General features: G+C 56.7%; 21 protein-coding genes. 13 read left to right on the forward strand and 8 right to left on the reverse strand.

Annotated features, from left to right (window positions below; translation table 11 throughout):
- The first annotated feature begins 43 nt into the window (after positions 1-43).
- The 3 genes from menA to EI77_RS07910 are packed head-to-tail and all read left to right on the forward strand — an operon-like array spanning position 44 to position 3,068.
- Positions 44-934: a 1,4-dihydroxy-2-naphthoate octaprenyltransferase gene (menA, locus tag EI77_RS07900; protein WP_133794426.1), complete on the forward strand. Its 891-nt coding sequence runs from the start codon at positions 44-46 to the stop codon at positions 932-934.
- Positions 931-1,905 carry a hypothetical protein gene (locus EI77_RS07905; protein WP_133794428.1) on the forward strand — a complete coding sequence of 325 codons (975 nt, stop codon included), beginning with the start codon at positions 931-933 and terminating at the stop codon, positions 1,903-1,905. The genes menA and EI77_RS07905 overlap by 4 nt, the downstream gene beginning before the upstream one ends.
- Entirely contained in the window at positions 1,902-3,068 is a 1,167-nt protein-coding gene (locus EI77_RS07910) for a class I adenylate-forming enzyme family protein (RefSeq protein ID WP_133794430.1), read from the forward strand. The genes EI77_RS07905 and EI77_RS07910 overlap by 4 nt, the downstream gene beginning before the upstream one ends.
- A gap of 142 nt (positions 3,069-3,210) precedes the next feature.
- Here EI77_RS07910 and EI77_RS07915 read toward each other — a convergent pair whose 3' ends face one another.
- Both EI77_RS07915 and EI77_RS07920 read right to left on the reverse strand, forming a co-directional pair.
- A complete protein-coding gene (locus EI77_RS07915) occupies positions 3,211-3,510 on the reverse strand; it encodes a hypothetical protein (protein ID WP_133794432.1) in 300 nt (99 codons plus the stop codon).
- A gap of 172 nt (positions 3,511-3,682) precedes the next feature.
- The gene (locus tag EI77_RS07920) at positions 3,683-5,668 is read right to left on the reverse strand and encodes an RNA-binding domain-containing protein (protein WP_133794434.1); all 1,986 of its coding nucleotides are present in this window, start codon (positions 5,666-5,668) and stop codon (positions 3,683-3,685) included.
- A 387-nt stretch (positions 5,669-6,055) separates the two neighbouring features.
- Here EI77_RS07920 and EI77_RS07925 point away from each other — a divergent pair, with 387 nt between their 5' ends.
- From EI77_RS07925 to EI77_RS07950, 6 genes are all read left to right on the forward strand, one after another.
- Positions 6,056-6,406 (forward strand): SPW repeat domain-containing protein, encoded by a 351-nt coding sequence (locus tag EI77_RS07925; RefSeq protein WP_133794436.1) that lies wholly within the window; start codon positions 6,056-6,058, stop codon positions 6,404-6,406.
- Positions 6,407-7,302: 896 nt separating this feature from the next.
- Positions 7,303-8,148 (forward strand): MotA/TolQ/ExbB proton channel family protein, encoded by an 846-nt coding sequence (locus EI77_RS07930; RefSeq protein WP_166647115.1) that lies wholly within the window; start codon positions 7,303-7,305, stop codon positions 8,146-8,148.
- Positions 8,145-8,570: a biopolymer transporter ExbD gene (locus EI77_RS07935; protein ID WP_133794440.1), complete on the forward strand. Its 426-nt coding sequence runs from the start codon at positions 8,145-8,147 to the stop codon at positions 8,568-8,570. The genes EI77_RS07930 and EI77_RS07935 overlap by 4 nt, the downstream gene beginning before the upstream one ends.
- 14 nt (positions 8,571-8,584) lie before the next feature.
- Positions 8,585-9,412 (forward strand): TonB C-terminal domain-containing protein, encoded by an 828-nt coding sequence (locus tag EI77_RS07940; protein WP_133794442.1) that lies wholly within the window; start codon positions 8,585-8,587, stop codon positions 9,410-9,412.
- Positions 9,413-10,609: a PD40 domain-containing protein gene (locus tag EI77_RS07945; RefSeq protein WP_133794444.1), complete on the forward strand. Its 1,197-nt coding sequence runs from the start codon at positions 9,413-9,415 to the stop codon at positions 10,607-10,609. It begins immediately after the preceding gene.
- On the forward strand, positions 10,606-11,064 hold the full coding sequence (locus EI77_RS07950) for an OmpA family protein (RefSeq protein ID WP_166647116.1): 459 nt from the start codon (positions 10,606-10,608) through the stop codon (positions 11,062-11,064). Before EI77_RS07945 ends, EI77_RS07950 begins: the two co-directional genes overlap by 4 nt.
- A 5-nt stretch (positions 11,065-11,069) precedes the next feature.
- Here the strand turns inward: EI77_RS07950 and EI77_RS07955 are convergent, their stop codons facing one another.
- Complete coding sequence (locus EI77_RS07955) at positions 11,070-11,660, reverse strand: sugar O-acetyltransferase (RefSeq protein WP_133794448.1); 591 nt, start codon at positions 11,658-11,660, stop codon at positions 11,070-11,072.
- 148 nt (positions 11,661-11,808) lie between these two features.
- On the opposite strand from EI77_RS07955, the gene EI77_RS07960 reads away from it, so the two are divergent.
- Positions 11,809-12,003: a hypothetical protein gene (locus EI77_RS07960; RefSeq protein ID WP_133794450.1), complete on the forward strand. Its 195-nt coding sequence runs from the start codon at positions 11,809-11,811 to the stop codon at positions 12,001-12,003.
- 71 nt (positions 12,004-12,074) lie between these two features.
- Positions 12,075-14,117 carry a hybrid sensor histidine kinase/response regulator gene (locus EI77_RS07965; protein ID WP_133794452.1) on the forward strand — a complete coding sequence of 681 codons (2,043 nt, stop codon included), beginning with the start codon at positions 12,075-12,077 and terminating at the stop codon, positions 14,115-14,117.
- Between the two features lie 32 nt (positions 14,118-14,149).
- On the opposite strand, the gene EI77_RS07970 is transcribed toward EI77_RS07965, so the two are convergent.
- From EI77_RS07970 to coaD, 4 genes are all read right to left on the reverse strand, one after another.
- Complete coding sequence (locus EI77_RS07970; RefSeq protein ID WP_133794455.1) at positions 14,150-14,527, reverse strand: hypothetical protein; 378 nt, start codon at positions 14,525-14,527, stop codon at positions 14,150-14,152.
- A gap of 109 nt (positions 14,528-14,636) precedes the next feature.
- Positions 14,637-14,822: a 50S ribosomal protein L32 gene (gene rpmF / locus EI77_RS07975; protein WP_078815962.1), complete on the reverse strand. Its 186-nt coding sequence runs from the start codon at positions 14,820-14,822 to the stop codon at positions 14,637-14,639.
- Between the two features lie 15 nt (positions 14,823-14,837).
- Positions 14,838-15,314, reverse strand: coding sequence for a YceD family protein (locus tag EI77_RS07980; RefSeq protein ID WP_133794456.1), 477 nt, complete (start codon positions 15,312-15,314; stop codon positions 14,838-14,840).
- A gap of 42 nt (positions 15,315-15,356) precedes the next feature.
- A complete protein-coding gene (gene coaD, locus EI77_RS07985; protein ID WP_133794458.1) occupies positions 15,357-15,839 on the reverse strand; it encodes a pantetheine-phosphate adenylyltransferase in 483 nt (160 codons plus the stop codon).
- A gap of 108 nt (positions 15,840-15,947) precedes the next feature.
- On the opposite strand from coaD, the gene EI77_RS07990 reads away from it, so the two are divergent.
- Together EI77_RS07990 and EI77_RS07995 are read left to right on the forward strand one after the other, a co-directional pair.
- Complete coding sequence (locus EI77_RS07990) at positions 15,948-16,382, forward strand: acyl-CoA thioesterase (protein WP_208300300.1); 435 nt, start codon at positions 15,948-15,950, stop codon at positions 16,380-16,382.
- 76 nt (positions 16,383-16,458) lie between these two features.
- Positions 16,459-17,130 carry a histidine phosphatase family protein gene (locus EI77_RS07995; RefSeq protein WP_133794460.1) on the forward strand — a complete coding sequence of 224 codons (672 nt, stop codon included), beginning with the start codon at positions 16,459-16,461 and terminating at the stop codon, positions 17,128-17,130.
- Positions 17,131-17,151: 21 nt separating this feature from the next.
- Here EI77_RS07995 and EI77_RS08000 read toward each other — a convergent pair whose 3' ends face one another.
- Positions 17,152-18,642, reverse strand: coding sequence for a DUF1501 domain-containing protein (locus EI77_RS08000; protein WP_133794462.1), 1,491 nt, complete (start codon positions 18,640-18,642; stop codon positions 17,152-17,154).
- Between the last annotated feature and the right edge of the window lie 195 nt (positions 18,643-18,837).

Consider the following 18,837-nt stretch of genomic DNA (forward strand, 5'->3'; position numbering starts at 1 on the left):
TTGATGATCACGCCCAGGCCCTTTTACCTTTTCTTTTACCTTCATGCTCTTTGACTGGATCGCCGCCGCCCGCCCGAAGACTCTCGGTGCCGCCATTGCCCCCGTAGTTGTTGGTTCTGTGCTGGGGTGGAAAATCAGCGGGCAGTGGAGCACCTGGCTGCTGCTTTGCACCCTCGGCAGCACCATCGCCCTGCAAGTGGCCACGAACTGGTTCAACGATGCCCTGGATTTCATGAAGGGGGCGGATACGAAGGCACGCGTGGGGCCACGCCGGATCACGGCTGCGGGGGTGATGTCTCCTGGGGCGGTAATGACCGCTGCCTGGCTGATGCTGGGAGTGGCCACTGCCCTGTCTCTGCCCCTGATCCAGGATCGGGGAATGGCCATTGTGGTCATTGGTATTCCTTCCTTATACTTTTGTTATGGATATACAGGTGGCCCCATGCCGCTGGCGTATCGGGGGCTGGGAGAGCTTTTTGTGATCTTGTTTTTTGGTTTCGTGGCTGTGCTTGGCTCGGCTTTTGTGCAGTCCGGGGAATGGCTGGAAGGCGGTGTGGTGGCGGGTTTTCAAGTGGGCTGTCTGTCCACGGTGCTCATTGCCATCAATAATCTGCGGGATCAGGCGGAGGATCGTACGACGGGAAAAAGGACGCTGGCCGTACGCTTTGGCACCACCTTTGCCAGGATGGAAATCACCTTGCTCATCGTGCTGGCACATCTGGCAGGTCTATACTGGTGGGAGAATGATTTTCCCCGCGCATTCACGGTGCCTCTGGCGGTGGCTCCGGTGGGGTTGTTTTTGATCCTGCGGATCTGGTCGCAGCCTCCAGGGCCAGGATACAACCGGCTGCTGGCGCTGAGTGGCATGCAGCTTCTCTTGTTCGCCGGATTGTTCTGCTGGGGCGTATCCAGGACAAACATCATCCCCTTGTGAGTCTGGACGCGCCCATTTACATCTATGAATACCTGCTGCGCAGTGGCGTGGCGCTGAATTCGGCCTCGCACCGGAGAGTCTTTCCTGGGGCGCTGCTGCGGGTGGGGGCTGGTTATGGCTGCGTGCATCCCTGGCCGGAATTTGGCGATGCGCCGATTGAGGAGCAATTGCGTCTGCTGGCGCAGGGCGTGACGACTCCGGTGACGGCGATGGCGCTGCGCTGTGCGGAGGTGGATGGCGCGGCTCGTGAGGCGGGGGTCAGTTTGTTCGATGGCCTGGAAATCCCACGCAGCCATTATTCGTGGAGTTTTGCGCAGGATACGATGCCGCAGTTTGAACGGGTGCTGTCTGAGGGCTGGCTGGCGATCAAGGCCAAGGGGTATGCCAACTATGGCGAAACGACGCGCTTTCTGGAAAACTGCGCGCGCATGTCCGACGATCGAGAGCTGCGATTCAGGGTGGATTTCAATGGCTGCCTAACCGCGGATTCGTTTCAAAAGTTCGTCGAGTTCATGCCCGTGCGTGTTTATCGGCAGCTCGATTTTGTGGAGGATCCGTTTCCTTATGATGCGGAACTGTGGACCGCCTGCCAGGCTAAATGGGGAGTGAAGCTGGCGCTGGACAAGGGGTGGCGGGATGGAAGCTCAGGCTATGAGGCGGTGGTGGTGAAACCGGCCCGGCGCGACTGGCGGACGGTGGCTGAAAGGCATCCGGAAACACCGCTGGTCCTCACATCTGCGATGGATCATGGACTGGGGCAGATGTTCGCCGCCTATGAGGCGGCGGTGGCGAGGAAGGAACATGGGGAGAGGATCGGTCTTTGTGGGCTGAGCACCCAGCATCTCTTTGAGCCGGATGCTTTTTTTGAGCGTATCCAGGTTACGGGCGGCTGGATGACGCCGGACATCAGCGGCGGCGGACTCGGATTTGGAGATGTGCTGGAAAAACTGCCTTGGAGGCCATTGATATGATCGACATGGACTGGTTCAGCTCCACCAACCACATCGCGGTCAACCCGGCGCAGGCTGAGGCGGCTGCGGGGCTGGAGGATTTCCTAACATCACAAGCGCTGAAAGGGCTGTGTCTTTTCCAAACCTCGGGCAGCGAGGGAACCCCGAAGTGGGTGGGGCTAACCAAAAATGCGTTCATGATTTCAGCGGAGGCGGTGAATGCGCATTTTGAGGTGACGGCGCAGGATCACTGGCTCATCGCGCTGCCGCTGCACCATGTGGGCGGTTTTTCCATCCTGGCGCGTGCCCACCTCAGCGGCAGCCGGGTGACTGAAAGTGCCGCGAAATGGAATCCGCAGGAGTTTGCCAGCCTATGCGAAACAGAGGGCATCACGCTGGTCTCGCTGGTGCCGACGCAGGTGCATGATCTGGTGCAGGCGCGGGTGGTCTGCCCGGACCCTTTGCGTGCGGCCATCATTGGCGGAGGTGGCATGACCCAGGCGCTGGCGGCTGCGGCGATGGAGCTGGGCTGGCGGGTTTTCCAAAGCTATGGCATGACGGAGGCGGCCTCGCAGATCGCGACGCAGCCTTACAACCCCTTTGGTTCGGTCTTCGATGTGAAGTCACTGGAGGTGCTGCCGCATTGGCAGGTGGCGACGGATGAAGGGGGGCACCTGGTGCTGAGCGGATCCGCTTTATCGCCTGGCTATGCGCGACAGGACAAAGAGGGGGAATGGACCTGGGAGGCGATCCCTGCGGAGGGACTGCGAACCCGTGACCGGGTGCGCCTGTGGATGCATGGAACGCGGCAGTACCTGGAATTTCAGGGACGGGATGCGGGTTATGTGAAGATTCTCGGGGAACTGGTGCATTTGGCGCCTTTGCAGGAGCAGATTGAGAATCTGGCGCGGGAGTCAGGATGGGGGGCGCTGCCTGTTCTCCTCGCCCTCCCAGACCCCCGCGCCGAAACCCAACTCCTCCTCATCACTGAGGCCGCCCACCCCGACCCCGCCCCCCTCCTCACCGCCTTCCATGCGGCCAGCCCCCCCTGGCTCAAAATCACCCGCACCGTCCAGGTAAAGTCCATCCCCCGCACCCCGCTCGGCAAAGTCCGCCAAGAGGAGCTGCGCCAGCAAGTAGCTCAGTTGGGCCCCCCAAAAACTCAATCCCATTCCCGTTTTTAGGATAAACTAAGGGGGAGGAAGGCACGCCTGTCGGGCGTGAAACTGGGATTAACCACGGGCAAGGATGAACGCGTATCGGGACTGAAACCGAACTCTGGCATGGAAGAGGATCATCGAGCGACCCTGGCCAAATGATTTTTTGTCAAAAGTCGCAGCCTGAACCCGTTTCCCTGAGGTGTTGCGATGCCATGGACTGCTCCAGCACCTCGTAGAGCCAGTGCCAGTTCATGGAGGCTTCAAAGACAATGCGCGGGTTGGGCCAGCGCTTCACCAGTGTGGCGAAGTCGTGAGGTGAATGGTGTTCGATGCGGCCCTTGCCGAGGTCGGTTCCCGCCGCATCAATGGCGTGCCAGACGCTGTATTTTTTGTGGTAGTCGACACCGATGAATGTGGCGGCTTCGGTGCTTATGGCGGGTGACGATGTTTGGATTGGAGTGCTCATGACACCGCCACTATAGCAAACGCCTTTTACCCAGGGAATACCGCTGGAACCCTTGATTTATCAGGCTTCATGTCGCCTGACCCCGTTTCCCCTGACCCCGTTTTCTCAAGGAGGAGGTGTATGACGCAGAAAACGCAGGCAGAGGGACCCTGGGACAGGCCACAACCTGAATCTAACTGCCGGATTTCCATCTGCGGTAGGCTTTTTCAAAACGGTGTTCGCTTGGAAGCAGCTCGATGGCCTTCTGATAGGCCGCGTGAATATCCCCCACCGGCCTTTGGAGCCATTCAGAAACCTTGGCTAGGTCAAACCAGCACCATGCTGAGCGAATGTTGCTATCACTGCTTTGGAGTGCGGTCCGAAGCAATTCTTCAGCCTCCCTGTTTAGTCGCTGCCTTACTTCACGGCCTTGAGGATTTCTAGTGGAGCGGTAGCGACTCGTCAATTTCATTTTTGTCTGCGCGAACTCATGAAGGAGTTTGGAGTCATCTCGACGTAACGCGATCGCTTGAGCAAACAGGCGATGGGCATCTTCGTAGTCTTCTGATCGCTTCCTGAGAAGAGCTGCCTCTACTAAATCAAGATAGTTAGAACTGGGGGGGAGCCTTTTCAAAACTCCTCGCGCCTGCTCAATCTGCTGCCGGTCCAACAAAAGTCGTGCCAAGGTCAGGTAAGGCAACTGGACTTCTGTCCGGCTTTTTTGCTTTTCGAATTCATCCAGTGCGCCAAGTGCGCGTTCCGTATCATTTGCAGCTACACAGTACTCAATGAACTGGCCCACCAGCGCACCGGAGCCGGGCTGGCTCGCCTTGGCACGTGCCAGACTGGCGATTGCCTGATCCTTGGCTCCTGTAGCCCACAGATGAGCGACTTCACGTAACGCATGAATAACCTGATAACGCGGGTGAACAGGCAGGCTGACCCGAAAAAAGGACCGTGGTTCATCAAAGTCAAACGCAGGTGGAGGCGAACCATTCTCTTCCATTTTCCGCTTGATCTTAGGAATGCCAGTCCCCCTGCTTTCGCATAAACGGAGTTCCTTTAGAAGTTCGCCAATACGGCGGTTCCTTGCGGGAACAGGAGGAAGAGTCCTGCCACTCAAAAAATGTTCCGCTGATATTCCCTGTACAGGTCCTGGATAACTGATGATTTCCAGCCGGTCCGGGTATAGGTAAACTTTTATGGGTTCAGGCTCATTGTCATAACTGCGATGATAGACTGCGTTAACCAGGGCTTCCTCCATCGCGGCGTAAGGATAGGCTACGGTGCGCTCAACCTCAGCCTGCTTCGATGTTTTTTGAAGAAGCCTGCCACCCAAACTATCAAGATAGTCTAAAGTTGATTTTATTTGAAGGGGAAGAGGCCCTTTGAACGTCCGTTCTTCAATTAAATCACCGCCTGCCCCGTCTCCAAACTGGACGACCTCGATCCGGCTGCCAGGGAAGAATGTGTCTGGATTTTCATTGAAAAACATCAGGGCAACATTTTTGGGAACCTTGTGGCCATTGACCGGCGCAAGCAACCTCAACTGGTCATAGAGCAGCAAGTCATCAACCTGCTGCCCTGTGCTGGCCAGATCAGAGCGGACATCGGCGAGAAAGCGTCTGACTAATATTGATGAAATATCTTCAATTCGTGAAGACAGATTGCGCCTGTCGTCAAACGGGATTCGGGCGGTTTGCTCAATAAGCTGGCGATGAATGTCATCCTGAGCCTCGGCCGTTTGCGATCCAATCCGAACGAAATACGCCTGCTTTTGATTGCGGTTTTGAGTGGAATAAGGACGATTATCGCCACCCGGTGCGTAAATAATCAGCAGGTATTTGCCCTCGAACATTACCGGATAAAAAAGAGGCTGATATTCAGGTGTCAGCAAGCGTTTGCAATCCCCTCTTATCTCTTTTTGAAGCAAATCGAGTCTGTCTTCAGGGATGCCGCGAGGAGGCAGGACGGCTATCCCGTCCTGTTCTTCGATGCCGATAACAACATACCCGCCATTAAGGTTTTGAAGATCATTGGCAAAAGCTGAGATCGTTTTCACTACTTGATCCCGGTTTGTATCGTCACAGACCGCCTTAAACTCCAAGCGTGCGTGTTCAACAGACCGCAAATGAATGATGTCTTCGACGTTTAAAGGAGGGGCAATTAAATGGGGCATCTGCTTACACTCACATTAAAACGTGATAAGGGTATGGTTTCAAGCGGTGGTTTGAACTGCCTCTTGCGTTGCACAAATGGATTGCACCCACTGGACGAATGCCAGGGCAAGCCTTAAGGACAGGGCAACGCCGGGGGGGACGGGGTCAGCGGGGACTATAGGCGTGGTATCTCTTCTTCTTTTCCTTGGCAACTCTTCCTTTCGACGTTCTCCACCGAGATCGTGCGGGCCAGGTTGCTCGGGTGAGGCGAGGCCTCGGTTAAGAACGGGGCAGCGATTTCAGGGGTTTCCCGAAATCCATACGCCCACCTCCCGCGCTCCGGCGAATCCAGGATAAGGCCACGCCCGGGGCGCTCGCTCTCCTAGATCTTCAACCCTTTAAGAATCATGAAACCGATCCCCACTTCTGTTCACGGCATGCTGGATTATCCTGTCGGGCTGCTGCTGTTGGCCGCTCCTAATCTGTTTGGATTCGCCGACCAAGGCGGTGCCGCGGTTCTCGTCCCGCGTCTTATCGGCGTGATTGTCATCGTGCAGAGTCTGATGACTCGTTATGAAGCCGGGGTCATCAAGGTGCTCCCCATGAAAATTCATCTGATGAACGATTATCTGGCCGGCGCGTTGCTGCTGTTTTCACCCTGGCTCTTCGGGTTCGCGGACTCGCCCGTGAATGTTTGGGTGCCGCATGTGGCCGCCGGTCTCGTCGTGCTCATTAAAAAGATGCCAGGCAAATTATGACGACGTGCCTTTAAATCGTTGCTGACCAACCATTAGCATAGGCATCTCGATCCCTCACAGCCGCGCGACTGCTCCCTGTTACCCCCATCAGTCCTCTGCATCATCGGCTGTGCTCCGGCTCGGTTTGAGGCGCTCCCTCAATGCCGATGAGATCGCTCGCGGCCTCTCGCGGGGAACTGCTCTCCGCCTGATCCCATCCGTGCCCTCTGTGTCATCTGTGGTTAAAATAGGCTCACTCTCGCCACTGGACCCTCGATTACCTGCCCATTGTCGATGAATGGGGCCTGTGGTGGAAAAGATACCAGACGAATGATGACGACATGCCTTTACTCGGCCCGGGTGAGGATACAGGGCTTGGGATGATCGTCGTCACTGTCGCAGGGTTCGGCATGGCTCGTCCAAACTCATTGCTTATTCCCTATTTTAGAATATCATAAAACAATGATCCATAACACGACGCTCCTTGGCCTAGCGTGTCAAAAATCACCCTCACGCATTTCCTTTCATCACTTGTGGTTTTTATAATCCAGTAGGCCGCAAAATCCCCACGCATCCCCCCGTGGGGAAACGTATCCCCACGAAATCCCCATCGCTAAAAGTTGAAAATCAACGGATAACGCCTGAAATCCCCAAATGGGGAGAAAACGAAATTAATCCCCATCCGGTCCTTGAGCCTGCCATTTTAGAACCTCTCGCCTCACCATAAAAACCATGATTCACTTTTCGGCAGAGGGGCGGCATAGAAGTGTCACGTGCCAAGTCCGCGAGGCGTCTCTGGCATGATGAAAGAGCGTCCTGCCACCCTCTCTGTCCAGCCCCTAACGACCTTGATCAGGTTTGAATCTCATGTTGACGCCAGACATTCAAGATCGTTTAACTACGTAACTTTGTTTCCGATGCATTTGTCTCCTCTCGCTGCGGTGTCCGGCCTTCAGTTTGGGCTAGAAATTATTTCTGTGCCCAGCCTCGTCATCGCAGGTCTGCTGGCCTTATTTTCAATGATCAGTTGGACGGTACTGCTGGTGAAGTGGCATCTGCTGGCGCAGGCGAGGCGGGCGAACAATGTTTTCATGGGGAAGTTCCGTGAGAGCGCGCATCCGCTGGCGCTTTACCTGACGCGGGAACGAGTGGCGCTGTCCCCGATGTATCATGTGTATCATGAGGCCAGCCGTGAGCTTGCGTTTTATCTGGTAGGTGAAGAGGAGCCAGGCCGGACTTTCAACAGCAGGCTACAAGGGGCGGGGCGCATCACCTCCTCGCAAATGAGTGCGGTACAGAATGCAATGGAGCGGGCAGTGGTGACAGCCGCCACGCATGCGGAGGCCAAGCTGGGACTGATGGCGACGGCTGTGGCGGTGGCTCCTTTTCTGGGGCTGCTGGGAACGGTGTGGGGGCTGCTGGATGTCTTTGCCCTGCTGGCGCAGACGGAGGGGGAGGCGACGATGACGGATCTGGCTCCGGGAGTTTGCTCAGCCCTGCTGACCACGTTGCTGGCGCTGTTTGTGACGATACCCAGCCTGCTGGCCTATAATTTCCTGGTCGCGAAGATTCGCAGTCTGATCATCCGGCTGGATAACTTTGCCAATGAACTGAGCGGGGTACTGGACCGGCAGTTTGTGGATCATCGCAGCCCGGATGAGGGGCTGCCAAGTCTCGGGGCGATGGGGGCACCGACGATGCCTGGCTTTAGCAATCCGCCGACCCAATCCCTGGTGCCCGCGAGCAAATCCTCCATCCCATGAAGCGTGCCTCTCAGCGGCATCTGCCGCTTTACATGAGCCAGGTGAGCATCACCGCCCTACTGGATCTGGTGCTGGTGCTGCTCCTTGTTTTCGTGGTGGCGGTGCCCATTTTTCGGCGTGAAAAACCGGCCGGATCAGCCGACGTCCAGACTGTATTGCCCACGGAACCCAAGGGGCCTGCGACGCAGGTGGAACTGAACATTCAGCCGGATGAAAGCATCCTGCTGGATGGACGAAAAGTAAGCGGGGCGGAACTGCTTCCGGAGTTGAAGAAGCTTCTCGTGGCTCAGCCGGAATTAGGGGTGGTGGTGAAGATGCCTGCGAACTTTGCAGCAGGTCCTCTAGCCCGGCTGATGGATGAAATGAACCGGGCTGGTGTTCGTCATACGGCCGTGGAGGTGGTGGACGCCAAGAAACCCTGAGGTCCTTTCTGCGTATGCCACTCGCCCCCAAGCAACCGCCCCTGGAACCTGTCGCCGCTGTGTTTTTCGGCGTACTGTTGCTTCATGGACTGGGTGGGGCGCTTATTTGGGGCATGCTGCCATTGTGGCAGATGGAACGACCTCATCCAGAACCTGTGGGGCTGCCACAGGATGGGCGATACTGGTTTTCCCCGGCGGATTATCAAATGCCGAGCTTGAAACTGGAGGCTCCATCGGAGGTGACTGGCACAACAGTTCCTCCACCTGCGGCTTCTCCCGTCCCGGCTGCGGCGGCTGTACCTGCGCCTGTAGTTGCAAAAGAGGAGCCTAAACCGACTGCGGTGAAAGATGTGCCGAGCCTGCTGGCGGATACACCGCTGGTGCATCCGGCTGGCCCGACGGTGGAAACCCGGGCCACGAGTAAAGTGATCACTCTTTCTCCCATGCACGATACCAGAGATGGTCTGAGCCCGAATGGCGATACAGCGATGACGATGATGGACGTGGTGAAGCAGAAAAAATCGGAAGCAGAGGCGAAGCAGGCTGCAGGGGGCGCGGACATGGATCCGGTATTGAAAGCTCTCCAGGCTGGTTTGAACAAGCAATGGAATGCGCCGCTGATCAGCGAAGTGCCGGTGCTGCAACGGGATGCGCGGCTGGCCATCAGCATTGGCCGCGATGGGGGAATCCTGGAGACAAAGATGACCAAATCCTCCGGTTCGACCCTTTTAGATAAGTCCGTCATGGCGGCGGCGGACGAATTAAAAAAGATTTCAGAGTCTCTTCCTGCAAGTTTCCCAAAAGACCGCTACACTGTGGAAGTAAACTTCCACATCGAGTAAATGACCGGCCCGCGTATCCTTATCATAGTCCTCCTGCTGTTTTTGCAGCCAACGGTCTATGCCGTGACGTGGCCATCTTGGTTGAGCACGTCCAGGGGTAAAAAGCAGGTAGTGTCGCTGCCGCAGCGCAAGCTGCAACTGGGGGATTTCACCGGAGGAACGGGTGCGAGTGCCAAAAAGACGCTGGGGGCTGAGCTTACTAGTTCGCGTGAATTTCAACTGACGGAAGAAGGGGCCGAGTATGCCGTAAGCGGCTCCTCCGTGGGTGGGCGCGTTACGGGACGACTCACACGGGCAGATGGGAAACTGGTTTTTGAGCGTACCTATGCAGCTCCTGGACTGGATGAAAATCTGAGTGCCCTGGCGGACGACATCATCTTTGCGGCCACAGGAAAACCGGGGCTTTCCACCAGTCGGCTAGTGTTTGTGAGTGATCGCTCCGGCACGAAGCAGATTTACCGCTGTGATGTACAGGGCAAGGAGATCCAGCAGATCACGCATCACCCTTACGGAGCGGTTTCGCCCAGCTTGTCGCCAGATGGAGGAGCTATCGCATACACGGCTTATCAAGCTGGTTTCCCCATCGTGCAGGTGCTGGATCTGGGGCTGGGATGGGAGCGCACGGTGACGGATACCGCTGGGACCAGCTTTGGTGCCTCCTTTTCCCCAGATGGGCAACGATTGGCGCTGGTAATGAGTTTTCTAGGCAATCCCGAGATCTTTGTGACGGATCTGGGTACGAACACGGCGGGGTGTATCAGCGATACTTTGGGAGCGCCCAGCAGCCCCTCCTGGCATCCGGACGGAAAGCAGATCATCTTTGCGGATGACCGGGGCAGGGGACCCCGGCTGTATGTGGCTGAGGTGCCTGAAAAGGAGAAGACGGAGGCGAAGCTCTTTCTGTGGCGTGCAGGTCCCTCCTTTTGTACCGATCCTGAATTTTCTCCCGATGGGCGCATGGTAGCCTTCACGGCAGGACGGGGAGAGGATGCGGCTGTCATTATCAAGGATTACCCCCAGGGGAAGTCACAGGTCATCCAGTCCGGCGGTGCCCAGCATCCGTCCTGGAGCCCAAACGGCCGCTACCTGTGCTATACCCAGCATGATACTCTGTATGTGCATGACCTGCATACCTCCCAGCGCCGTGCGGTGCTGACGCGATACGGTGCTATTTCTGAACCCCGATGGATGCGATGAGATCTGCCTTAATCTATAGCATCGCCGGGGCGCTCACCCTGTGCAGTTGTACGACAGTGACCTCCGTTTTTCAGGAAAAGGAGGCGGACATCGTCTTTGCCCTGGGTTCACGAGAGGGATTCGTCAGCCCGATGACGGCCTCTTTAAAACCGGTGTGTCCGGCGCTGGAATTTTCCGGGACGAGCTATTCGCTTCATGGGGCGCATCAAAGGACACTCCAGGGGCTGGCTACGGCCTGGCCGGAGAGCAAACCGCGATTTTTGATCGCCGGATATGCGCCGCATGACTTGCCTGAAGACTATGCCCGTGCGCTCTCTGAACGCCGCGCACAAGCAGTGCGGCAGGTCCTCATTGAGGCGGGTGTCGAAGCTGCCAATCTCCAGACGATTGGTTTTGGAAACGACTCTGCACCCTCCGGCCCCAGCACAGGAGTCGTGGTGATCTACAAGCAGTGAGGTAATCAGGGCTGGAATCCAACGCGGTCTGCTTCGGTGACTTCGCGCAGGACTTCACAGGGGACACCTGCTGCGATGACCCGGGGCGGGATGTCATGAGTGACGACGCTGCCGGAGCCGATGATGGCTCCATCGCCGATAGTCACGCCTGGATTGATCTGGCAGCCGCCGCCGACCCACACGTCGTTGCCAATTTTAACAGGTTTTGCCACGCACCCTCCGCTGGCGCGCTCGTTGGCGTCAAAGGCGTGGTTGGAGGTGTAGATGCCAACACGTGGGCCTAACAAAACGTTATCTCCGATTTCGACAAGGCCTCCATCCAGGATGACACAGTCGAAATTGGCATAAAATTTGTTACCGATGCGGATGTTAAAGCCGAATTCGCAGCGGAAGTCAGGCTCGAAGTGGACCCCGGTGCCTATTTGACAAAGGAGGGTGCGGAGGAGGGCCTCACGGACGGCCGCAGGCTGACCGAAACTGGCATTGTATTCCTTCGAGGCCAGGATGGCGTTTTCCCTGGCCTGGATGAGTTCAACCGTGAGATCGTTATACATGTGCCCTTCGAGGATATACTGGCGCTGTTCTTCGAGGGTCATGGGGAGAATGGGGGATCAAATGCTTTATGGGGTTCGGGCGGTGGTGGGTATCCGGCTGCATGAGACCTCTGGGGAACGTCATAACGTCATGAGAAAAGCTGAAGACGGATGATCCTTTCCTTCTCGAAAATCCGCAGGATGATTTGCCATGAATGATTTTATCCACTCCGTCTTTAATAATCGCGCCAGAGCTTTGCTGAAGCTGGGCCTGTCCCTGACTGTTGGGGTGGGATCGGTGCTAATGTTGATGAGTTGCAGCAGTGCCAAAAAGGAGGCTCAAAAACGGCAGCAGGAGATGGAATTGCAAACCTGGCAGGCAGGGTCATGTCTCCCGGAGATCTAACGAGCGGGGGATAAATAAGATCCGTCCTCACAGGGTATTTGACGAACGGACGCTACCGACGACGATGGCGGATGCTGGAACTCTCCAAACTCTTCGACACCACAGGCTTTCCGCCCCGCTGGCATTGTGGGAGCTGGAGTGATTTCCATGGCTGGGTACATGTCGTTTCTGATCTGGCGATTTTTGGCGCTTATGCGGCCATTCCTATTTCCATCACGTCCTATGTGATGCTGAAAAAGCAGGATGTGGCCTTCCCCCGGCTATACTGGCTTTTTGCGGGATTTATTCTTTCCTGTGGGCTGACGCATTTGGTGGAGGCGACGCTGTTCTGGCATCCCTGGTATCGCTTTTCGGGATTAATGAAGGTGATCACGGCCGGCGTTTCATGGTTCACGGTCGTGGCAATGATCCGTGCTCTGCCAATGGCGATGACGATCCCGGGGGCGGCGAAGTTGAACCGGCAGCTCAGCGCGGAAATCGTGGAGCATAAGCGCGCCGAGGTGGCGCTGCAGGCGGCATCGGCCCGGTTGGCGCTGGCGATGGACCATTCGGGTCTGGGTAACTGGAACTGGGATGCGGAATCGGATGCGTGTTATTTTTCCAGGCGTGCGGCAGCCATTTTTGGCATGCCTGCGGAGACTGCAATCCCATGGAATCAAGTGCTGGAGCACATCCATGGGGAAGACAGGGAAGGAGTAAACGAAGGATTGCGCAAGGCGGTGGCGCAAAGGGCCATTTTTGACTGTGACTTCCGCTTTCAACGATCTGGAGGCACCGAGGTATGGGTCTCGGCCAAGGGGCGTGCGGAGGACGACGGGCAGGGCGGGCCTATCCATGTCAGCGGCATTATCGCTGATATCACAGAGCGAAAAACGGGGGACAAAATCCGTGAGGAGCTACTGGTGCGCGAGAGCCAGGCCCGGCAGGAGGCCGAGGATGCGAACCGGATGAAGGATGAATTTTTAGCGGTGCTATCCCATGAACTGAGGACACCGCTGAATGCGATCTTGGGGTGGGCCGGAATGTTGCGGGCCAGCCACATGGATGAGGGTGAACTGACGGAGGGGCTAGAGGTGATCGAGCGCAACACGCTGGCCCAGGCAAAGCTGGTGGAGGATCTGCTGGATATGAGCCGGATTATCGCGGGCAAGGTGCGGCTGGATGTGCAGACGGTGGATCTAAGTGCGATCATCAATGCCTCCATAGATGCGGTCAGGCCGCAGGTGGAAACCAAGAATCTGAACATCGTCAGCATCCTGGATCCCATGGCCGGACCCGTGCGGGGAGATCCGGCGCGGCTTCAGCAGGTGCTTTGGAATCTGCTGACCAATGCGGTGAAATTCACCGAGCGTGGCGGCAAGATCGAGGTGGCATTGGAGCGGGTGAATTCACATGTCGAAATCACGGTCAGTGATAACGGTGTTGGCATTGAGCCGGATTTCCTGCCGCATGTATTTGACCGCTTCAGGCAGGCGGATTCCTCCATGACGAGACGGCACGGTGGCCTGGGTTTAGGCTTGGCGATCGTGAAAAATCTTGTGGAACTGCATGGCGGCACGATCAATGCCAAGAGCGGCGGTCGAAACCGTGGCACAAGTTTCCGCATCGCCTTGCCCCTGCCTATTACCCATGGTGGTTCACACTCAGCCACTGGCATTCATCCGGCCACGGTGGTGCCGACGGAGTTGTCCGAATTTGAAAATCCAGATTTGACCGGGATTCACATTTTGGCGGTGGACGATGAGCGCGATAGCCTGGAGATGGTCCGCCGCCTGCTGGAAAACAAGGGCGCAGAGGTGACCATGGCCAGTTCTGGGGAGGAAGCTTTGGAAAAACTGGCCAAGAATCCTGCCTTCGATCTGATGATCAGCGACATCGGTATGCCGGTGATGAATGGCTATGAACTCATCACGACAATCCGTGGAATGAAGCCGAATGAGGGAGGTCAAATCACAGCCATTGCGCTCACAGCTTTTGCTCGTTCTGAGGATCGGAGACGTGCGATGACAGCGGGCTTTGACACTTTTTTATCCAAGCCCGTGGAGACGAATGAACTGCTGGCCGTGGTGCATCGTTGTGTGACTAGACACCGTCAAAGCGGCAGCGTGGAATAAGGTGGCGAGTACAGCCACGGGACGCTTGATTTTCAGGGCTTTCCATGATCTACATCTGAAGGCTCCAAGTCAGTGACTGCTGTCTTCTCATGAGCCTCAACAGCTTTGATGATAAGGGCGATCAGTTCCTGGAAGGCCTTGTTCTCATCTCCCTTATTTCGAGATAACAGCACATCAAACCAGCCTACGCCGTTTCCGTCCGGGGTAAGCTCCTCTCGTCCGATATACCGTGACAGATCTGCCAAGATTCGAGGCAGGGTGTGAAATTGATTTTGCTCAAAGAAAGCCGCCCATTTCAGCCCTTCTGCGAATGCCTGGATGCGGTGCAATACATGGCTATCTTGAGCAAGGTACATCCCAGGTCTTTGAGCGATGCCTTCAAGCCACTGAATTTCTTTAAGGTCAGACATTCAGGGGGGTATATTTTAATGTCGAGTTGGATGCGCTACGATAGGCAAAAACTCAACCCCGCCCGGTTTCCCAGGCGGGGTTGGAAAGGTGAGCGCAGGCTCGAGGCGATTACTCGCCAGCAGTGATGTTCAGCACCTGGCGGCCTTTGTAGTAGCCACAGGAAGGGCAGGCCACATGGCCGGGAACGGATGTGCCGCACTCAGGACAGGTCTTGAGGACGGGTGCGCGCCAGCGGTTAGCTCCCTGACGGAGGCGTTGGCGGCTCTTGGATTGTCTGCGTTTTGGATTGGCCATGTTCGGAAGGGGTCGCTATTTCAATTGATCGAGGGCATTCCAAACTCCGCCGTCAGCACCAGGTTCTTCGGTGACCAGAGGCTCGTCGCTTGGTTCGAATTTTCCTTGAGCAGGACAGTCGCGCAGTTCAACGTTGCCATCTTCACAGCGCGGGAAGTTCGGAAGGGTTAGCAGAATGTCTTCTCTAATAAGGTCTGTCAAGTCCATCGTTGTTTCCTTTTCAATTGGTACTTCGGCCTCGTATTCTGGCAGGTCCACCTGGATCTGGAACCGCTCCAGGCAGCGGCCGCATTCCATACTGAAGGTGGCATCCAGGCTGCCGGTGACGATGATGTCCTTGTCATCCTTGATGAAATTCAGATCATAAATCAGAGGTGATTCGGCTTTGACGGTGTCCGCTTCAGGCAGATTAAAGAAAGAGGCGGGAAGGGTGCCCGTGATCTGTTTTCCCTCCACAGGGAGGTTGCGGGTATCGAATTGAAAAGGTTTCATGGGATAAGGTGCGGTAAAAAGTGTGGGAGGAGCTTCCGAAATCTAGGCTGCCTGCTTCTTTTTCAAGGCAACGACAACGTGAGGCGGGACAAATTGATTTACGTTTCCACCCAGGCGGGAGATCTCTTTGACGAGGCGGCTGCTAATGTAAGTGAGTTCCTCGCGCGGCATGAGGAACATGGTTTCGAGATTGGGCTCGAGTTTCCGGTTCATCAGAGCGAGCTGAAATTCGAATTCAAAATCGCTGACGGCCCGCAGACCGCGGACGAGTGCCACGGCGGACTGCTGCTTGGCGAAATCCACCAGAAGACCCTGAAAGGGCATGACGCGGAGGTTGGGGATGTGTTCCGTGGCACCGATGAGCAGTTCCACACGCTCCTCCAGGGTGAAGAGGCTTTGTTTGGCATTGTCCTGGGCGACGGCGACGATGAGCTCATCAAAGAGTCCGGCCGCGCGCTGGAGCACGTCGAGGTGGCCATTGGTGATGGGATCAAAACTTCCGGGATAGATGGCGCGGCGCATAATGGTAGTCCCATTGGTTACTCGTACAGACAGGGAGAGAAAAGCGATTGCTCAGGAAAGTTGCAATGCACTGCTGATTCTTATAACGGGAGAGGCAACCCATACGCCCCCATGAATGATGAAACAACCACGATCGAGACGCGCGAGGAAGTCATGTTTTTTGACACAGACATCGGTGGAGTGGTGCACAACATCGCCTACCTGCGGATGATCGAGACAGCACGGACACGGCTGGCTGCAAAGCTGGGCATGAAACTGCGGGATATGGCGCAAACGCAAGTTTATCCGGTGGTGGTAAGAACGGAGATCGACTATCGCAAACCGGCGACGCTGGGAGATGAACTGGTCATCAGCGGACGGCTGGACAGCGTGGAGCGGGTGCGTTTTTGGGTGGCGTTCGAGATCCGCCGGGCAGGGGAGGAAACCGTGCTCATCACCTGCCGCCAGTCACTGGCACTGGTGCAGATGCCTGAGGGTAAACCCCTGCGGCTACCGGAGGACTGGGCGGTGAAGTATGCCCATTTGTTTTTGAAGAAACGCCGGTGATCCCGTGATGGAGAGGTGGCTTTTCCAAATCATGGCGACTTGAACGGATGGCTGCTGTGGGCGATGAAACCGGGTCTTGAAAACCAAGCTTCATCATCCCACCCAGCTTAACCTCATCCGTCATGGTGAGGTGGAGGAGCGTTATCACAATGTCTTTGGCGGCAGCCGTATCGACATGGGCCTGTCTCCCCTGGGCAGGCAGCATGCACAGGCGGTGGCAGCTTGGCTGGCGGAGACGCCGCTGGATGCCATCTATGCTAGCCCGATGCTGCGTGTGCAGCAGACGCTGGCCCCGCTGGCGGAGGCGCGGGGACTAAAGCCCATCATCATCCCGAGTCTGCGTGAGGTGGATTTCGGCGACTGGACAGGCTACCGCTGGGAAGGAGTGCAGGAGCACTTTGGCGTGAGCTCTTTTGACTGGCTGGAGATCATCGGCAGCGTTGGCATTCCCAATGGTGAAACGGCCACGGAGCTGGCAGACCGCGTAGAGCCTGCCCTGCTGAAGATCCTGCAGGACAATCCGCATAAGCGCGTGGCCGTCTTCTGCCACGGCGGCATCATCCGGGTCATCCTGGCGCTGATGCTCAGCCAGCCGCTGAAGCACATGGCGCATTTTAATATCCAGTATGGAAGTATCAGCGTCGTCGAAGTGCAGCCTGAACGGAAGCATGCCTTTGAAATCGAACTGCTGAATTTCTGCCCGCCCTTCCCGGTGGTTGTTGAGGCACCGCTGGTCAAGGATGACTGACCTGTTGTATTGAATCTTTGGTTAGGCAATCCATTCCTTGATCACCCTTCCGGCCACGTCCGTGAGCCGGAAGTCACGGCCCTGGAAACGGTGAGTGAGGCGCAGGTGATCAAAGCCGAACTGATTGAGCAGCGTGGCGTGAAAGTCATGCATGTCCACGGGATCCCGGACGATGCTCCAGCCGATCTCGTCCGTCTCGCCATAGATCTGGCCACCTTTGATGCCGCCGCCAGCCATGAGCATGGTGAACGCGAAGGGATGGTGGTCGCGACCGGAAACGTTGTCCCTGCCGCCCCGGTTTTCCCCCAGCGGAGTGCGCCCGAATTCACTGCCCCAGACGATGAGGGTATCCTCCAGCAGACCGCGTTGTTTGAGGTCCTTGAGCAAAGCGGCGATGGGCTGGTCCGCCATGCCGGCGTTGTATGAAAGTTCGTTATCCAGGTTGGAGTGGTGGTCCCAGCTCGCGTGCATGATGCTGACAAATCGTACACCGCGCTCCACCATGCGGCGGGCCAGCAGGCAGTTAGTGGCAAAGGATTTGTACTGTCCTGGGGCGCCTCCGCGCTGGGCTTTAATGGGCGGATCTTTGCGGTCCACGCCATACATTTCCAGCGTTTTTGGGTCTTCGTCCTTCAGGTCAATGAGTTCGGGCGCGGCGGATTGCATGCGGAAAGCCAGCTCATAGGCAGCGATGCGGCTGGCGATTTCAGGGTCGCGAAACTGGTCGTAGCGGCTCTGATTGAGCTGCATGAGGGTATCCAGACCCTGGCGCTGAAGTTTCATCGGCAGGCCCGGCGGATTTTTCAAATTCAACACCGGTTCTCCCTGGTTGCGGAAAAGTACACCTGCATACGAACTGGGCAGGAAGCCACTCTGCCACAGGGAGGCCCCGCCGCTGGTGCCGCGCCCGGCGCTGAGAACCACGTAACCAGGCAGGTTGCTGGAGGTGCTGCCGAGTCCGTAATTGAGCCAGGAACCGACTGTCGGCAGGCCGAACTGGGCGCGACCACTGTGCAGGACGAGCTGGCCCGGATGATGGTTAAACTGGTCCGTGTGCAAGCTGCGGATCATCAGCCAGTCATCGGCCGTTTTGGCCATGTGCGGCAGCAAGTCGCTGAAGTCCATGCCGCTTTGACCGTGCTTGGCGAACTTGCGCGGGCTGCCCATGAGACGTGCCGTTTCTTTCTTGATGAAAGCGAAGCGGACGTTTTTGGTCATGCTCTCCGGCAATGGCTGGCCGTGCAGTTCATTGAGCTTCGGCTTGGGATCGAACAGATCCATCTGGGAGGGGGCACCCTCCATGAAGATGAAGATGCAATTTTTCGCCCGAGCCGGGAAATGCGGCGCACGCTGGGCCAGGGGATCCATCCCGGGAGGCAGGGCGGCGGTGGCAGGGGTGATGAGGCCTTCCTGGGTGAGCATGGCACCCAGCGCTAGCGCACCGATGCCATTGGCGGAGGTGGTGAGAAACTCGCGACGAGTTTGCAAAATCTGGTGCTCGACGGGATGCATGATAGGTTCTTTGAAAGAAACGTTAGTACTGGCATGCCTTTTGCATCTTTAGGGAGAACAGAGCCGGTTTCTTCACGGGGCGGACCTGTCACTGAAAAAAATACAGCACAACGTTGACACTCAAGTCGCAGGACCACTATAGTACTAAGCCATGCTCAGGCAAATCATCGGACAACCCACAGAAGGGCAAAAGGA

Source organism: Prosthecobacter fusiformis (genome assembly GCF_004364345.1).
GTDB lineage: Bacteria > Verrucomicrobiota > Verrucomicrobiia > Verrucomicrobiales > Verrucomicrobiaceae > Prosthecobacter > Prosthecobacter fusiformis.

What these genes read in the sequence shown, in the direction of transcription:
- EI77_RS07965 (WP_133794452.1), top strand. Translation starts at nt 12,075, where the DNA reads ATGCTGGAACTCTCCAAACTCTTCGACACCACAGGCTTTCCGCCCCGC.
- EI77_RS07915 (WP_133794432.1), bottom strand. Translation starts at nt 3,510, where the DNA reads ATGAGCACTCCAATCCAAACATCGTCACCCGCCATAAGCACCGAAGCC.
- menA (WP_133794426.1), top strand. Translation starts at nt 44, where the DNA reads ATGCTCTTTGACTGGATCGCCGCCGCCCGCCCGAAGACTCTCGGTGCC.
- EI77_RS08000 (WP_133794462.1), bottom strand. Translation starts at nt 18,642, where the DNA reads ATGCATCCCGTCGAGCACCAGATTTTGCAAACTCGTCGCGAGTTTCTC.
- EI77_RS07930 (WP_166647115.1), top strand. Translation starts at nt 7,303, where the DNA reads ATGCATTTGTCTCCTCTCGCTGCGGTGTCCGGCCTTCAGTTTGGGCTA.
- EI77_RS07910 (WP_133794430.1), top strand. Translation starts at nt 1,902, where the DNA reads ATGATCGACATGGACTGGTTCAGCTCCACCAACCACATCGCGGTCAAC.
- EI77_RS07940 (WP_133794442.1), top strand. Translation starts at nt 8,585, where the DNA reads ATGCCACTCGCCCCCAAGCAACCGCCCCTGGAACCTGTCGCCGCTGTG.
- EI77_RS07950 (WP_166647116.1), top strand. Translation starts at nt 10,606, where the DNA reads ATGAGATCTGCCTTAATCTATAGCATCGCCGGGGCGCTCACCCTGTGC.
- EI77_RS07960 (WP_133794450.1), top strand. Translation starts at nt 11,809, where the DNA reads ATGAATGATTTTATCCACTCCGTCTTTAATAATCGCGCCAGAGCTTTG.
- EI77_RS07955 (WP_133794448.1), bottom strand. Translation starts at nt 11,660, where the DNA reads ATGACCCTCGAAGAACAGCGCCAGTATATCCTCGAAGGGCACATGTAT.
- EI77_RS07920 (WP_133794434.1), bottom strand. Translation starts at nt 5,668, where the DNA reads ATGCCCCATTTAATTGCCCCTCCTTTAAACGTCGAAGACATCATTCAT.
- EI77_RS07935 (WP_133794440.1), top strand. Translation starts at nt 8,145, where the DNA reads ATGAAGCGTGCCTCTCAGCGGCATCTGCCGCTTTACATGAGCCAGGTG.
- EI77_RS07990 (WP_208300300.1), top strand. Translation starts at nt 15,948, where the DNA reads ATGAATGATGAAACAACCACGATCGAGACGCGCGAGGAAGTCATGTTT.
- EI77_RS07970 (WP_133794455.1), bottom strand. Translation starts at nt 14,527, where the DNA reads ATGTCTGACCTTAAAGAAATTCAGTGGCTTGAAGGCATCGCTCAAAGA.
- rpmF (WP_078815962.1), bottom strand. Translation starts at nt 14,822, where the DNA reads ATGGCCAATCCAAAACGCAGACAATCCAAGAGCCGCCAACGCCTCCGT.
- EI77_RS07925 (WP_133794436.1), top strand. Translation starts at nt 6,056, where the DNA reads ATGAAACCGATCCCCACTTCTGTTCACGGCATGCTGGATTATCCTGTC.
- EI77_RS07980 (WP_133794456.1), bottom strand. Translation starts at nt 15,314, where the DNA reads ATGAAACCTTTTCAATTCGATACCCGCAACCTCCCTGTGGAGGGAAAA.
- EI77_RS07945 (WP_133794444.1), top strand. Translation starts at nt 9,413, where the DNA reads ATGACCGGCCCGCGTATCCTTATCATAGTCCTCCTGCTGTTTTTGCAG.